Below are 15909 nucleotides of genomic sequence, written 5' to 3'. Positions count from 1 at the left end.
ACGCATGGGGCACACGGCGCCGCCCCGGCCCGGGGGCGCACCGCGACCGGGGGCAAGTGCGGCTCCGGGGGTGGGGCACGGCCCGGAGGGTCGGGACGGACACCGCGACCGGCGCGGCGGATCCCGGCCGGCGGCCGGAATGGTCGCAACGGGACCCCGTCGGACCTGGGCACGCGCGGCACGGCGATCCGCGGGGTGGGATCCTGCGGAACGCGGCGTCCCCTGCCGCGCCCGTCCGGGCCCGCGTGTCCAGAGCCAGGCTCGGCTGTCTCATCACGGACGTCCCGCCGCCAGCGGCCCCAGGCGCGAGAGCGGGGGCGGCCGGCCGACCGGGGGGCGCATCCCCGCCAGCCCCGGTGCGGCGCGCTCCGGGGCTCAGGCGCGGCGGGTCAGGGTCAGCGTCGTCCAGTCGCCCAGCGTGTCGCGGTGCAGCAGATCGAACCCCGCGCGCCCATAGACCGAGACGACCTCATCGGCCTGGGGATTGAGGATACCGGACAGGATCACATGCCCGCCGTCCCGCGCATGGGCGGCCATGTCGGGGGCGAGCGCGATGAGCGGTGCCTTGAGGATGTTGGCAAAGATCAACCCGAAGGGCGCCGCCGCGGCCAGGCGGGGATGGTCGAACCCCGCGGCCTCCAGGCATAGCACGCGTCCCGCAAGGTCGTTGAGGCGAACGTTCGCCTCGGCCACCTCGACCGCCACGGCGTCGATATCGGACGCGATGGGCGTCACCGGCAGGCTCAGCGCGGCGGCCATGGCCAGTACGGCGGTGCCGCAGCCGATGTCGGCGACCGATGTCGGCCGCGCGCCGTCCGTCAGCAGACGGTCGAACGCGACCAGGCAGCCCCTGGTGGTGCCGTGGTGTCCGGTGCCGAAGGCCATGGCGGCATCGACCAGCAGCGCCACCGCCCCGTCCGGCACCCGGTCCGCGTCGTGGGAGCCGTAGAGAAAGAAGCGCCCGGCCTCGACCGGCGACAGCTCCCGCCGCACCTTGGCGACCCAGTCGGTTTCCGGCAGTTCGGACACCGTGAAGGGGCGCGCGTCGAAGGCGGCGGCGAGCAGCGCCAGGCTTGCCGGCGCAGGTGCCTCGGTGAAGTAGCCGCCGACCTCCCACAGCCCGGACCCGTCCTCCATCTCGAACACGCCGATGCCGGTGGGTTCCGGGGACAGACGTTCCATGGCCGCGCCCAAGGCCGTGGCGCGGGCTTCGTCGGGGACGAGGGTCAGGGCGGTCCAGGTGGGCATGGCGGTCTCCGGTCAGGCCTCGGCGCGTGCCATACCGCGAACCGCGCGGCAAGCCCCGCGCCTCACCAGAACCCGATCAGCACCGCAAGCATCCCGAACACCAGAACGCCCGAGTGGATGCGCACGTCCTTGTACCATTCCTGCCCCCAGGCCGCGTCGCGCAGCGCCTTGCCACGCTCCCAGATGACGTCGTCCTCCAGCTCGCGCCCCTCCGTGACCGCGGAAACCGCGATGTAGAAGATCAGGCACAGCACCGTCACGATGGCCACGTTGATGGTGAAGTGGATCGGCCAGACGGGTTCCGTTCCGAACAGGCCCATGACGCCGGGATTGCCCAGGGAGAACAGCACCGCGCCGACCGCATGGCCGAAGATCAGCGTGTAGAACCCGGCCTTTTCGGTACCGAAGCGCGACAGTGCGCCCATCAGGAACAGCACCACCAGCGGCGGCACCAGCACCGAGAACATCTGCTGGAGGTACGACCACAGCCCGCCTGCGAACTGGATCAGCGGCGCCCAGGCGATCGCGAGCACCATGAAGCCAAGGGTGGCGTAGGTGCCGTATTTCTTGCGTTTGGCGTGGTCGATCTCTTCCTCCGGCTTGGTGATGAAGTCGTGCACCAGCAGGGTCGAGGAGGAATTGAGCGTCGAATCCACGCTCGACATGATCGCGGCCACCAGCCCCGCCAGCACCAGCCCGGTCAGCCCGGACGGCAGGACCTGGGTGATCATGATCGGGAACACCCGGTCGGCGGTCTCGATGTCGGGCAGCAGCGCCGTCGCCATGGCCCCTGGGAACACCATGATGAACAGCGGCAGGATCTTCAGCAGCCCGCCCAGCACCGCGCCCCATTGCGCGTCCGGCAGGGTGCGCGCGCCCAGGATGCGCTGGACGATGTACTGGTTCGTGACCCAGTACCAGAACCCCAGGAGCGACACGCCGAAGAAAAGGCCCGGCCAGGGCAGCGTGTCGTTGTCGAGCGGCAGGACCATGGACAGGTGATCCTCGTTCGGGACGGAGTCGCGGATGGTGGCGAAGGAATAGTCCAGCTCTGCAAACATGATCCAGGCCAGGATGGCAGAGCCGAAGATGAGCACGACGGCCTGCATCACGTCGGTATAGACCACCGCCTTGAGGCCGCCGGCCGCGGTGTAGATGCCGGCGAACAGGCCGATGGCCACCGCGCTTTGCCACAGCGGGATCCCGGGAAAGAAGGTGTTGAGCACCAGACCGCCCGCATAGAGCCCGCCCGCGCAATCCACCACGATTGTGAAGAAGATCGTCAGCCCGGAGAAGTAGAGCCTGACGCGGCGCGAGTACCGCTTGTCGAGGTATTCCGGCGTTGTGGTGATCCGGGATTTCAGGAAGATCGGCGCGAAGACGAAGGCCATGATCAGCAGCGGCACGCCTGCGAGCCATTCGTAGGCCGACGGGGCCAGTCCGGTGGTGTAGGCCGATCCGGTCAGACCGATCAGCGTGGAGGAGGAGATGTTCGACGCGAAGAGCGAAAATCCGATGGCCGCCCAGCCCAGGGACCGTCCGGCCAGGAACAGATCCTCGTCCGAGTCGGTTTGTCGCGCGACCCAGACGCCGATCAGGATGACGACGCCGAAATAGGCGGCGATGACCCCCAGATCCAGGCCGGTGATCGCGTTCTGCACTTGCTCCATGTGCCCCCCGCTAACGCTTTCGTGAGGCCCCAACCCCGGCGGGCCGGGCCGGGTTCCGGTTGCGGCGGATGTGTCGCGGTTGTCCCGACGCTGTACGATGCGTACCCACGCGGGAAATTTGCGGCCGCGCGGCGTCCGTCAGCCCGGCGGCGCCGCGCCGGGGCCCCTTCCGGAAAGTACGCCATCGCCGGCAACGGGTCCGGGCGGGATGCTGTCCGCGCGGCATGATCTGTATGCCGGGAAAGCACGGCGACATGGATCGGTCGCCGGGTGTGCTGGTGCTCCCTTGACCGGAATAGACGCCGCGCGGGTCGCACCGCGCGGCCGCCCACATCGTCAACTCGGAGGCACCCGCTACCCTGCGCCATGAGGTCCGGCTGACGCAGGCGGCATGACACGCGGCACGGGTCGAAGCGGTCCCGTGGCAGCGCATGGCACGGGTACGCGCCCGCGGCACCTCAGTCCGCCGCCCGGATGATGCAGCGCGGAAAGACAAAGCCGCCCCCGCCCCGCCAGGCCGGCGTCAGGCGACGCCGGTGCCGATCGGGCAGCTAACGCCGGTGCCGCCTAGACCGCAGTAGCCAGCCGGGTTCTTGGCAAGGTACTGCTGGTGGTAATCCTCGGCGAAGTAGAACTCCGGCGCCTCCCGGATCTCGGTCGTGACCGCGCCGAACCCGGCCTCGCGCAGCCTGGGGGCCATGGCCGCCTTGCTGTCTTCGGCCGCGCGCCGCTGGGCATCTGTAAAGGTGTAGATGCCGGAGCGGTACTGGGTGCCGCGGTCGTTGCCCTGGCGCATGCCTTGGGTCGGGTCGTGCCCCTCCCAGAAGACCTTGAGCAGCGACTCGTAGGAGACCTTGTCGGGATCGTACACCACCCGCACCACCTCGTTATGGCCGGTACGCCCCGAGCAGACCTCCTCATAGGTCGGGTTGGGCGTCGCGCCCGCGGCATAGCCCACGGCGGTGGTCCAGACGCCCGGAACCTTCCAGAACATCCGCTCGACACCCCAGAAACAGCCCATGCCGAAGACCGCCTCCTCGAACCCGTCCGGCGTGTCCTTCAGGGGGCGGTCGAAGACGAAGTGGGTCTTGGCCGTCGGGATTGGCGTGTCGCGGCCGGGCAGGGCTTCGCCTTGGGCGGGCATCTCGGTCGATTTGCGGAGCAGATTGAACATCGGTGGCCTCCTTGTCGGGTCAGGGCAGATATAGGCGTTGCCCGGCCGCCTTGCCACATGTCGGCGCCGCGACAAGGGCACGGCGTCGCCGGCGCGGCGGCGGCGAACCGGGGGCGGTCCCCGCCCGCGTCGGGACGCGAGGTATCCTGCCCGGGACCGGGATGCCGCGGCGTCGGACGATCCGTCGCAGGGGCCTTGCGCCGTATCGCGTGCGCAGGCTGGCGCGAGGGGGCAAAACGCGGGAGGCTGGGTCCAGCGGTGCCTGCCTGCGGCTCATGCGCGTGCCGGCGCACCGGGGCGGCACGCGCCGGCGGCGTGAGCGGTGGGGCGCCGAGCCATGGAACAGGGCACCGATCCCCCCGTTTGCCCCCCGTAACCAGATCAAAGGAGCCGACGATGCCCGCCCTTCTTTCGAGACTCTCCGCACTCGCGATAGCAGCCGCCCTGTCCACCGCACCGGCCTTCGCCGCGCAGCACGAACCGGCCGACGGATCGGCGCAGGATCCCCAGGCGATGCCGTCGCCCGACGGCACGGGCGCGGACCCGGAGACGTCCGAGGACACGGGCGCGGACGCGCAAACCGACCCCGCCACCGGGTCCGACACGGGGTCCATGGCAGGGTCCGATACCGGGTCCGGCGCAGGGTCCGATACGGGGTCCGGCGCCGATCCCGCCGCCGGAACCGACTCCGGGTCCGGTGCCGATGCCGGCGCCGACGCGCCCGGCATGGACGCACGCGTGGCGACCGTTGCGGGCACCGACATCACCATGGGTGAGGTCCAGGCCGCCGCCCGCGCGTTCCCGCCGCAGTTCGCCGAAGGCCAGCCCGCCGATCTTCTGATCGCCGCAGCGCTCGACCAGTTGATCCTGCGTGAGTTGGTCCTGCAGGACGCCGGCGACGAGATGGCCCAGAGCGACGAGGTCCAGACCCTGCTGGAACAGAACCCGGAGGCGAAACAGGACGACGCGGTGGTGCAGGTCTATGTCCAGCGCGAACTGGATGCAGCGGTGACCGACGAGGCCGTGCAGCAGGCCTATGATGCGGTGGTCGAGAACACCGACGCCGAGGTTCCCCCGCTTTCCGAGGTGCGCCCGCAGGTCGAGAACCAGGTGCGCCAGGAAGCCTTCTCGGCCCTCAACGAGCGGTTGCGCGCGGATGCCGAGATCACCTTCTACGGCCCGGACGGAGAGGAACTGACCCCTGAGGTCGGAGCCCCGGACCAGCCCGCGGGGGACGGCGCGACCGACGGCGCGTCGCAGGACGGGACGGACGGCGCAGCGCAGGGCGACGCGACGGGCGACGCCACCCAAGGCGCGCCGACCGGCGAGGGCTCGGCCGGCGGGATGGCGCCTTCCGGCGATCAGACCGACGAGGCCGCGCCCGCCGACGATCAGACCGCGAACTGATTCGGCGGACGGGCGCGCCCGTCCGTTCCGATCGGGCGGGACCGCGCCGCGCAGGCCGTGGTCCCGCCGCCGCCGTCCCTGCGCGCCCACATCCCGGGCCGCGCGGGGACGGCTTTTTCGATCACCCCACGCGCCGGACGGCGATATGCCGGATTGCGTTCCGCGGCGACAGTCCGTGCGTGGCGCCCCCGCATCGCTGCGAACCGGCCAAGAGGCCTGAACGACGGGGCGTTTCGCACCGCCCATGGGCGGTGACGCGCGCTGCGAACCCGTCTTGGCAGGACCCCCTTGCAAAACCCGACATTAACAGTCAGGATTTTCTGGCGGGCGGCTTTTCGCCCGGCTGAACACGGGTCCGAACCCATGAGACACGATGCGACCCAGAGGGAGACGCCGCCAACCGGGGGCCTGCGAGAATCGACCCTGTGCCACGGAACGGTTCTGTCGCTTCTTTTTTCCGGGCAGGCGCCTTCGGAAAGCCGGATCGAGATGCTGCTCGACCGGCTCGACCGGACAGACGGCGACCGGACCCGTTGCGGCACGGACCCGCGCGCCGGCCCGGTCGATGCCACGCCCGTCAGCGACGGTCCGCGCCGCCAGGCTGCACAAGGCCCCTTCCCATGAGCCTGCAACATCCCGTGAACGACGCCTGCCGGACCAACCCCGGCGGTGCCGCCGTCGCCTCCCTGCCCGCCCTCGACGGGGCGCAGGCCCTGTCCGTGCTGATGTATCGCGACTGGTTCGGGGGGGCGGAGGGCAGGCGCCGCGTCGAAGCCGTGCTGTCGGAAGCGCTGGGACCGGACCGGGCGCACGGCGCGCTGGAGGACTGGGACCAGCTACTGGAGGAACTCGTCCGTCATGCCCGCCGGCCGCTCATGTGCCACCACCCTTCCTGCCAATGCGTCGGGGCGGATGAGGCGGTCTTCGCGCAGACCCTGTCCCTTGCGGCGGAGGGCGAGCGCGAAGAGGCGATGTTGATGCTGTCTCTGGTGATCCGGGCCGACAGGCTGCTGGTCGCGCTCAACGCCGCCGAACGGGCCGGACGGGCCGTGCGGTGGTGCGCCCGGTCGCTGTGCCGCGCCCGCGCCGGGGGCACGCCGGTCCATTGACCGGGCAGGGACCGGATCGGACGCAGGGGATCGCGCCGCGATCCGTGCCCTTGCCGCGGGCGCCGCCGGCGGCGCGCATGTCATTGGAACGCGGTCCGGTCCCGCGCGCGGCGCCCTGAGACGGCGCAGGGGCCGCCCTGCGCGGCAGACCGCAGCATGCGGCGCATATCGGGCGCACGATGGCGGAAACCGGCGGCTGGGCAGGCCCCGCACGCGCCCATCCGCCGCGGTTTTCGGAAACGGGGTGTCGGCCCCGCTGGCGGCGACGGTCCGCAGTGCCCATATGAGACGCGGAATGGCGAAGGTTCAAAGCCCCTGCATCGGTGTCTGCAAGTTCAAGCGCCCCGGCCCGGCGGGGGCGCATTGCATCGGCTGTTCGATGACCAGGGATCAGAAGAAAATCGGCAAGACCCTGAAGAAGCGCACCGCCGCCGAGGCCTTTCTTGCGCTTGTCATCGCCCAGCAGGAGCGGATGGGCCGCTATGCCCATTGGCGCCCGGCCTATCTGGAACGGTGCCTGAGAAAGGGGCGCCATTCCGCACCGTAGGACACGCGTCTTGCCAGCCTGCCGACCGAGAGGTCGGCAGGCTCTTGTTTTTCCGCCCTAATTTCGTCTGATTTTTCCGCCATCAGAGGCGGAATCGCGGGAAGTCTGAACTTCCCGCCGCGAGCGCTCTCTTGCGCCCGCCTGATTTCGTCATTGGCCAGACCGGCCAATCTTGGAGGTGCGCGAGCTCTTGACCCAGAAACGGACGAAAGGACCGGACAAGGTGAAGAGCCTTCAGAACCTCACGCTCGCGCAAGTATACCCTCGTGTGTCGGGCGACACAAATCTCAACTGCTGCGGCGATCCTGACTGCGGGAACTACGGAATCGAACCGGCGCCGACGAAGCACGCCTTCGTAGGGCGTGGTGCGGCCGAGAAGCGGCTAAGGGCCGCGATGGCCGACCCCACGATTGCGCGGGGTGTCGGTCGCTAAAGGATGGAGGCAGAGAGCGGCGACAACCTACATCGGGAGACCGATGCCTTCGAGTTCGCGGGCGATCCGCGCGCTTGGAGCGACGGCCGTGTCATTATCTGCCAGCACCTCCGGGGCAACTCGGAATGCGGCGTCCAGACGAGGCTGCTATCGAACGAAGCTTACGAGGAGGAGCGGCATCGACTATGGGTCCAGAACGGCTCCTTGGAGGGCCCCTTCTGAGGCAACTGCGGCACGGCCTACCTGGAAAAGCCCGAGGAGTTCATTTTCAACGGCGCCAACGGCAAGCCGTCGCGAAAGGTCGGCTACAAGAAGGGTTCTGTGCCTCGTGCGCGCTCTGTCCGGGTGATCCACAAGCCCTGCAAGGGACTGCCTGGCTCCCGCTTCACGGTCTCCAGCGAACATCGTCGACAGAAGAAGCGCGACGAGAACATCGAGATCTTGTCTCTGCTGGCCAACGGCACCGGCCTCCACGACATCCGGCGCATTCTTCGGACGTCGAGAGGCGAAACGGAGCCGGGAATGTCCAGGCTCTACGATCGCATCTTCTGGCTCGAACGGACCCTCCTCGCCTACGAACAGGCGCAACTTGCGGAATGGCGAAAGCGCATCGAACGGCAGCGCATCAAGGACGGCAAGCCATACACCCACACCCGCATCGCCCACGACGACATCGTCGTGGGGGTGAACTGGCAGACGAAGATCGACCGCAAGATCACGCAGCTGAACTGCTCGGTCAGCGCCGACATCCGGTCAGGCTATGTCTTCCGCTGCGATGTAGATTTCGATCCGACTATCGACCCGCTGGAGGTGATCGAAGAGGCCTATTTCGGCGTCGCTCGGGGCTCGAGCCTTCGCAAGGAATACGAGAACTCGAAAGGCACCTTCACAGCGCCGCTGCTCCACTTCCAGCGACCGACTGCGAGGTTCGACGAGCCTGCGCTCTTCTCCGCCGCGGAGAAGCGCCTGCGTCACTTCGTGGGGCGGACCGCCAAGGCATTCGACGCCGCTGGTGAAGCGCTCTCGCCAGAGGCCTACATGGCAACGCTAGCCGCCAGCGCTCGGGCAGACGAGATCGAGCACCTGCGCGATCACTGGTTCAACTTTGTGAAGCACGAGCGCGACAGCCGGAACGCATTCGATGGCGCTATGACGCGCGATACCTACACGAAGGCGGCGTCCCTCGCCTGGAGCCACCAACAAGAAGCGAGACCGCCGGCGGGACGACCGACCTCACCTGCCCGACCTCGCCAGGATTCTCTACCAACCGTGGCTGTTCCACGGCACGCCGATGTGGGCGAAACTTCAGGGTCGATGACGACCTGAAACGGAAAACGGGCGACAGTTTCCTGCCGCCCGTGTCCTACAACTCGGAATGGCTCCTGAGAAAGGGGCGCCGCGTTCCCAAGGCGCTCCGCGGAGCGGTCCAGCGGCCGCCCTGACCGCCCCGACCCAGATCGCCGCCGGCGTCGGTCGCGGATGACAACCCGGCGCCGTCCGGCCCGGCCGGTCTCAGGTGCCAGCGCAGGCGTCGCCGTCCCATGGCCCGTCAGTAGAAACTCTGCGGGTCGATATCGACGCTGAGCCGGATGTCGCCTTTGATGCGGATCTGGGCCAGCCACTCGGCAAGCGCGGCCTGGAGCGGAGCGGACTTGTCCGCCTTGACCAGCAGACGGACGCGGTGGCGGCCGCGGATGCGGGCGATAGGGGCCGGAGCGGGCCCGTAGAGCCGCGCGCCGACACGGCGCAGCGGCGCGTCCGCGCGGGCCATGCGGTTGCCCAGATCGAACACCGCCTGAACATCGGGCGACGACAGCACGATCCCCGCCATGCGCCCGTAGGGCGGCACCCCGGCGGCGCGGCGCTCGGCGGCCTCCGCGGCCCAGAACCCGTCCTCGTCGCCCTTGAGGATCGCGCGGATCACCGGATGGTCCGGCTGGAAGGTCTGCAGCCACGCCGCGCCCGGGCGCTCCGCCCGCCCTGCCCGCCCCGCGACCTGGCGCATCAGCTGAAAGGTCCGCTCGGCCGCGCGCAGGTCCGACCCCTGCAGCCCCAGGTCGGCATCGATCACGCCGACCAGCGTCAGCAGCGGAAAGTTGTGCCCCTTGGCGACAAGCTGGGTGCCCACCACGATGTCGGCATCGCCCGCGGCGATCGCCTCGATCCGGGCCTTCAGCGCCCGGGCCGAGGTATACATGTCCGACGACAGCACCTCGACCCGGGCCTCCGGGAAGAGCGCGGTCGCCTCCTCGGCCATGCGCTCGACGCCCGGGCCGACGGGGGCAAGCTTGCCCTCGACGTCGCAGGAGGGGCAGGCCGCCGGAATCGGCCTGGTCTCACCGCACTGATGGCAGACGAGCCGCTTGAGGAACCGGTGCTCGACCATCCGCGCGTCGCAGTGGTCGCAGCCGATCATGCCGCCGCAGGCGCGGCAGATCGTGACGGGCGCATAGCCGCGGCGGTTCAGGAACAGCAGCGACTGTTCGCCCTTCTCCAGCCGGTCGGCGATCAGCGCGCGGAGCGTGGGCGACACCCAGCGGCCGGGCGGCACGTCCTCGGCCCGCATGTCGATGGCGCGCATGTCGGGCATGGCGCGGTCGCCGAAGCGCGAATGCAGCGTCAGGGCGCGGTACTTGCCGGACTCCACGTTGGCCCAGGTCTCCAGCGACGGCGTGGCGGAGGCCAGGACCACCTGCGCGGACGCCAGCGACGCGCGCAGCACGGCCATGTCGCGGGCCGAGTAGAGCACGCCGTCCTCCTGCTTGTAGGATGTGTCGTGCTCCTCATCCACGACGATGAGACCAAGATCCCGGAACGGCAGGAACAGGGCGGATCGGGCGCCGACCACCAGCGACGCGCCGCCCTCTGCGGCCATCTTCCAGCAGCGGCGGCGTTCCGTCTGGGTCACGCCATGGTGCCATTCTGCGGGCCGCGCGCCGAATCGCGCCTCGACCCGGGACAGGAATTCGGAGGTCAGCGCGATCTCGGGCAGCAGGACCAGCGCCTGGCGGCCGGCGCGCAGGCAGGCGGCGACGGCCTCCAGATAGACCTCTGTCTTGCCCGACCCGGTGACGCCGCGCAGCATGGTCGTGCCGTAGCGGCCGGCGGCGACGGCCCCGGTCAGCTGCGCCGCGGCGGGCGCCTGGTCGTCGGTCAGCGGCTTGCCGGGCAGGTCGGGGTCGAGCCGGGGATAGGCCGTGTCGCGCGGCGCCTCGCGCTCTTCCACCGCGCCCTGGGCGACCAGCCCCCTGACCACGGAGGCGCCGCAGCCCGCCAGCTCCGCCAGTTCGGCCATGGTGAAGGACAGGCCCGGCGCGTCGTCGAACACCGCCAGGACACGGGCACGGGCGTCGGTCATGCGGTCGGGGTCGGCCGCGCCGCGCGCATAGACGCGCCGCAGCGACACGTCCTGACCCAGGCCCGGCGACCGGGTCGCCAGCCGCAGCATCGCGGGCAACGGGGTCAGCGTGTATTCGGCGGCGCGGGTCAGGAACTGCCGCATCTCGTCGCGCATCGGCGCCACGTCGAGCACCCGGTGCACGGGCCGCACGCGCGACAGATCGTAGCCGCCCTCTCCCGCGCCCCAGACCACGCCGAGCACCCGGCGGGGGCCGAGCGGCACCTCCACGAAATCGCCCTTGGCGCAGCCGGCCTGGGGCGCACGGTAGTCCAGCGTGCGGTCCAGCGGCTGCGTGGTGAGCACCGACACCAGCGCGCCGGGAGCGAATCGCGCCCGGCCGGTCTGCGGGCAGGGCGGCGCGGCGGGGTCGGGACGGGCAAAGAGATCGTCGGTCATCGAGGCGGGTCCTGGGGTTGGGTTGAGATGCGCCCTTGCCGCGTCCCGCGCAACCCTTGGCGCGGCCGCGGCCGCTGCCGCCGGCGGCGGCGCAAGGCGCGCTGTCGCTTTCCGGCATCGTCGGGCGGCTGTGCGGAATTTGCCGCTAGGCCGGGCAAGTCGCGCTCTGGTAGACGGAAGAAAAACCGAAGAGAGCAGGCAAATGACATCCCATCCCCTGGCGGACCCCGCGGTGCGCGGCAAACTTCTGTCCGAACCCGACCGGATCCTCGACGATCCCGACCTGATGCGCGCGCTGGCCGATGCCGCCGACAACACCCGCGGCGGCAATGTCGTGGACATGCGCGCCGTCGCCATGGAGCGGCTGGAGGCGCGGCTCGACCGGCTGGAGGACACCCATCGCAACGTGATCGCCGCGGCCTATGAAAACCTGGCGGGGACCAACATGATCCACCGCGCGATCCTGACCCTGCTGGAGCACGACGCCTTCGACGCCTTCATGGGGGCGCTCGCCGGCCCGGTCGCCGACACGCTCAGGGTGGACGGGATGCGGCTGGTCCTGGAGACGGCGGGCGACCGCTCCACCGCGCATCTGGGCGCCCTGGAGGACGTGATGGGTCTGGCGGAGATGGGCTATACCAGCCTCTTCGTCGGTCTGTCGCAGGGCGGCGCGCCGCGTCAGGTGACCCTGCGCCGGGTGGAGGGGGGCGATGCCGATGTCTATGGCGACCGTGCCCCCGCGATCCGGTCAGAGGCCTGCCTGGCGCTGGACCTGGGCAAGGGGCGCCTGCCGGGGCTGCTGATCCTGGGCGCCGAGGATCCGCAGCAGTTCGCGCCCGGCCAGGGGTCCGATCTGCTGGCCTTCTTCGCCGGTGTGCTGGAACGGAGCCTGCGGCGGTTCCTGGCATGATCTCCGCGGGCCTGGCCGACGCGCTGGGCCGCTGGCTCGATCACCTGCGGGGGGTCGAGGCGGCCTCTGCCGCGACGATCGAGGCCTATCGCACCGATCTGGTGGGGTTTCTGGCGTTCCAGTCCGAACATCTGGGAGAGGAGACCGGCACCGCGCTGCTGGCCGCCGTGCGCCTGACGGACATGCGCGCCTGGATGGCGCGCGAACGGGCGGACGGTCTGTCGGCGCGCTCGCTCGCCCGCGCGCTGTCGGCGGTCAAGGGCTTTGCCGGCTGGATGGCCGAGCGCGAGGGGTTCGATCCCACCCCGATCCTGTCGGCGCGCGCGCCGAAATTCGTCCGCAAACTGCCGCGCCCGCTCAGCGTGGAGGCGGCGGGCGACATGCTCGCCACCGCCGCCCTCCAGCACGACACGCCCTGGGTGGCGGCCCGCGACGCGGCGGTGCTGACGGTGCTGTGGGGCTGCGGGCTGAGGATCTCGGAGGCGCTGGGGCTGGACGCGGGCAAGGCCCCCCTGCCCGACACGCTGCGCATCGCGGGCAAGGGCGGCAAGGAGCGGCTGGTGCCGGTCCTGCCCGCCGCCCGCGCCGCGGTCGAGGCCTACCGCCGGCTCTGCCCGTTCGACCTGTCGCCCGGCAGCGCCCTCTTTCGCGGCGTGCGCGGCGGCGCACTGAACCCGCGCCAGATCGCCCTGACCATGGAGCGCGCCCGCCTGCAGCTCGGCCTGCCCGCCAGCGCCACGCCCCATGCGCTGCGCCATTCCTTCGCCACGCATCTGCTGGCCGCCGGCGGCGACCTGCGCACGATCCAGGAACTGCTGGGCCATGCGTCGCTGTCCACCACCCAGGCCTATACCGGCGTCGACGCCTCCCGGCTGATGGCGGTCTATGAAAAAGCGCACCCCCACGGCTGACGCGGCCGCCGAAGGCCCGTTCGTCGCACCCCATGACGCTTGAACATGCCGCCCGCTTGCGGCTAGAGAAAGCGCGACATCCGATGCAAGGCAGGCGATATATGTTCGATACCATGACCGTGACCAAGATCGTCGGCGGCTTCGGCGGCACTCTGCTGGTGTTTTTGCTGGGCAGCTGGGCGGCGGAGGCGATCTACAGCGTCGGCAGCGAGCACGGCGAGGAAGAGCAGGCCTACTCGATCGAGGTGCCCGAAGGCGCCGACGGGGGCGGGGACGGCCAGCAGGAAGAGGCGGTTCCGTTCGAGGAGGTGTTCGCCTCGGCCGATGCCAGCGCCGGCGAGCGGGTGTTCACCAAATGCCGCGCCTGCCACAAGGTCGACGGATCGAATGCCGTGGGGCCGTATCTGAACGGCGTCGTCGGCCGGGAGGTCGCGTCCATCGCCGGCTTCAACTACTCCGGCGCCCTGTCCGAAAACTTCGAGGTCTGGGACCCGGCCAGCCTCAACACCTTCCTGGAGAATCCGCAGGGAACCGCGCCCGGCACGGCGATGAGCTACAACGGGTTGCCCAAGGTCGACGACCGCGCCAACCTGATCGCCTATCTCGACAGCCTCGGGGGCTGAGCGCCCGTCCAGGTCAGCACGCCGAACGCCGGTCCCGCGTGGCCGGCGTCGTTCGTTGCGGCGCGCGGCTCACCGGCGCATCACGCGTTTTCAACTTGAACGTTGCCGCCGCGCCCCCTTAGCTTTCCCTGTTCCCCCCGATCCGTGATGGAGAGAGACATGACGCCTGCCAGACCCGCCCGCGCCAGGGCCCGCACGCTGCCCGGTCTCCGGCCGCTCCTGACCGCAATCGTGCTGGCCGGAACGGCGCTGTCAGCGACGGCCCCCCAGGTCCCGGCAGAGGCGGCTGGCCAGGGCGTCACCGTCTCGCACGGCTACACGAACTACGGAGAGCTGAAATACGGCCCCGATGCACAGCTGGACTACGTCAACCCCGACGCGCCCAAGGGCGGCGAGCTGTCCACCTGGTCGATCGGAACCTACGACAGTTTCAACCCCTACGCCCGCGTCGGGGTCGCGGCGTCCCTGGCGTCGATCGGCACGGAGCGGCTGATGACGGAGGTCGCGGACGACCCCTACGGGATGTACTGCTTTCTGTGCACCAGCGTGGAATACGACGACGCACGGACCTACGCCACCTTCACGCTGCGCGACGACGTGACCTTTTCCGACGGCACGCCGATGACCGCAGAGGACGTGAAGTTCACCCAGCAGCTGTTCGTCGAGCAGGGCATCCCGGAATTCCGCCGCTCCGCCGCGCAGTTCTACGACAGCGTCGAGGTGATCGACGACTACACCATCCGCTTCAACTTCTCAGACTACATGCCGGAGCGCGTGCGCGTGCAGCAGGCCGGCTCCAGCCCGGTGTTCTCAAAGGCCTGGTTCGAGGCGAACGAGGTCCGGCTCGACGACAGCCAGACCGAACCGTTCATGTCTACCGGCCCCTATGTGCTGGGCAGCGCCGATTTCGGCCGCCAGATCGTCTATACCCGGAATGAGGATTACTGGGGCAACGACCTGCCGATGAACCGGGGGCGCAACAATTTCGACCGGATCCGGATCGAGTATTTCGCCGACAGTTCCGCCGCGCTGGAGGCGTTCAAGGCGGGCGAATACCTCTACCGGACCGAAACCGACCCCGCCGACTGGAACACCGGCTACGATTTCCGCGCCATGCAGAACGGCTACGTCACCAAGGAAGAGATCCCCGACGGCACCGTGGCGCAGCGGTTCTCGTGGAACTTCAACCTCGACAAGGAGAAATGGCAGGATCCGCGGGTGCGCAAGGCCATCGCGATGATGTTCAACTTCGCCTGGTCGAACAAGACGCTCTATTACGACGCCTACGGCCAGCCCGAAAGCTTCTGGACCGGCACCGATCTGGCCGCGACCGGGGTTCCGGATGCGGCAGAGGCGGCCATCCTGCAACCGCTGGTGGATGAGGGGCTGCTGGACGCCAGCATCCTGACGGAACCCGCGGCCGTGCCGGTAGAGCATGACGCGTCCACCAACCAGCCCGGACGGCGGATCGTCCGCGCCGCCGGCGCGCTTCTGGACGCGGCGGGTTGGGAATCCGGCGACGACGGTATCCGCGTCAAGGACGGCGAGCGGCTGACCCTGACCTTCATCCAGTTCAACCCGACCTACGACAAGGTCATCACGCCGTTCCTGAGCAATCTCAGGCAGCTGGGCGTCGACGGCAGACTGGAAAAGGTCGATACCGCCCAGTATGTCGAACGCCGCCGCGCGGGCAATTTCGACCTGACCAACCAGGCCTTCCAGATGGGGTTCGAACCCTCCACCGGCCTCGAACAGTGGTTCGGGTCTGAGGTCGCGGACGATTCGTCCCGCAACATCATGCGCCTGCGCGATGAGGCCGTGGACCGCCTCATCGACGTCATCACCGAAGACACCCGGACGCTGGAGGAACTCACCACCGCGACACATGCCTTCGACCGGACGCTGCGCAGCATCGGTTTCGACATCCCGTTCTTCTACAATCCCGACAACTGGGTGGCCTATTACAACGTCTACAAGCACCCCGAGGAGCTGCCGCCGCTGGCCGTCGGCGTGCTCGACTTCTGGTGGTACGACGCCGACGCCGCCGCCGACCTGCGCGCCGCCGGCGCATACTGAGGTCC

General features: G+C 69.6%; 13 protein-coding genes. 9 read left to right on the top strand and 4 right to left on the bottom strand.

The genetic code is table 11. From position 1 onward, the window contains the following. Positions 1-375: 375 nt before the first annotated feature. From KW83_RS10880 to msrA, 3 genes are all read right to left on the bottom strand, one after another. Positions 376-1248, bottom strand: coding sequence for a 50S ribosomal protein L11 methyltransferase (locus tag KW83_RS10880; protein WP_036178374.1), 873 nt, complete (start codon positions 1246-1248; stop codon positions 376-378). 62 nt (positions 1249-1310) lie between these two features. After that, a complete protein-coding gene (locus KW83_RS10875; RefSeq protein ID WP_036178372.1) occupies positions 1311-2918 on the bottom strand; it encodes a sodium:solute symporter in 1608 nt (535 codons plus the stop codon). Positions 2919-3441: 523 nt separating this feature from the next. Further along, positions 3442-4092 carry a peptide-methionine (S)-S-oxide reductase MsrA gene (gene msrA, locus KW83_RS10870; protein ID WP_036178370.1) on the bottom strand — a complete coding sequence of 217 codons (651 nt, stop codon included), beginning with the start codon at positions 4090-4092 and terminating at the stop codon, positions 3442-3444. 396 nt (positions 4093-4488) lie between these two features. Here msrA and KW83_RS20955 point away from each other — a divergent pair, with 396 nt between their 5' ends. The 5 genes from KW83_RS20955 (at position 4489) to KW83_RS10840 (ending at position 8914) form a co-directional block, all read left to right on the top strand. Further along, positions 4489-5499, top strand: coding sequence for a hypothetical protein (locus KW83_RS20955; RefSeq protein ID WP_036178368.1), 1011 nt, complete (start codon positions 4489-4491; stop codon positions 5497-5499). A 363-nt stretch (positions 5500-5862) separates the two neighbouring features. Further along, complete coding sequence (locus KW83_RS10860; protein WP_036178366.1) at positions 5863-6123, top strand: hypothetical protein; 261 nt, start codon at positions 5863-5865, stop codon at positions 6121-6123. Next, positions 6120-6608: a hypothetical protein gene (locus KW83_RS10855; protein ID WP_051928446.1), complete on the top strand. Its 489-nt coding sequence runs from the start codon at positions 6120-6122 to the stop codon at positions 6606-6608. The genes KW83_RS10860 and KW83_RS10855 overlap by 4 nt, the downstream gene beginning before the upstream one ends. A gap of 295 nt (positions 6609-6903) precedes the next feature. Then, on the top strand, positions 6904-7155 hold the full coding sequence (locus KW83_RS10850; protein ID WP_036178364.1) for a DUF1289 domain-containing protein: 252 nt from the start codon (positions 6904-6906) through the stop codon (positions 7153-7155). Between the two features lie 778 nt (positions 7156-7933). Then, positions 7934-8914, top strand: a complete 981-nt coding sequence (locus KW83_RS10840) for a hypothetical protein (protein ID WP_036178359.1) — start codon at positions 7934-7936, stop codon at positions 8912-8914. A 223-nt stretch (positions 8915-9137) separates the two neighbouring features. Here KW83_RS10840 and KW83_RS10835 read toward each other — a convergent pair whose 3' ends face one another. Beyond that, a complete protein-coding gene (locus KW83_RS10835) occupies positions 9138-11384 on the bottom strand; it encodes a primosomal protein N' (RefSeq protein ID WP_051928445.1) in 2247 nt (748 codons plus the stop codon). Between the two features lie 202 nt (positions 11385-11586). Here KW83_RS10835 and KW83_RS10830 point away from each other — a divergent pair, with 202 nt between their 5' ends. From KW83_RS10830 to KW83_RS10815, 4 genes are all read left to right on the top strand, one after another. Then, positions 11587-12294 (top strand): DUF484 family protein, encoded by a 708-nt coding sequence (locus KW83_RS10830; protein WP_036178357.1) that lies wholly within the window; start codon positions 11587-11589, stop codon positions 12292-12294. Then, positions 12291-13205, top strand: coding sequence for a tyrosine recombinase XerC (locus tag KW83_RS10825; protein ID WP_036178355.1), 915 nt, complete (start codon positions 12291-12293; stop codon positions 13203-13205). Before KW83_RS10830 ends, KW83_RS10825 begins: the two co-directional genes overlap by 4 nt. A gap of 101 nt (positions 13206-13306) precedes the next feature. Beyond that, positions 13307-13828: a c-type cytochrome gene (locus KW83_RS10820; RefSeq protein ID WP_036178353.1), complete on the top strand. Its 522-nt coding sequence runs from the start codon at positions 13307-13309 to the stop codon at positions 13826-13828. Between the two features lie 159 nt (positions 13829-13987). Next, positions 13988-15904, top strand: a complete 1917-nt coding sequence (locus KW83_RS10815) for an extracellular solute-binding protein (protein WP_036178351.1) — start codon at positions 13988-13990, stop codon at positions 15902-15904. Positions 15905-15909 lie beyond the last annotated feature (5 nt).

Source organism: Palleronia rufa, from assembly GCF_000743715.1.
GTDB classification, from domain to species: domain Bacteria; phylum Pseudomonadota; class Alphaproteobacteria; order Rhodobacterales; family Rhodobacteraceae; genus Palleronia; species Palleronia rufa.
This window is presented reverse-complemented; position numbering and strand designations above follow the sequence as displayed.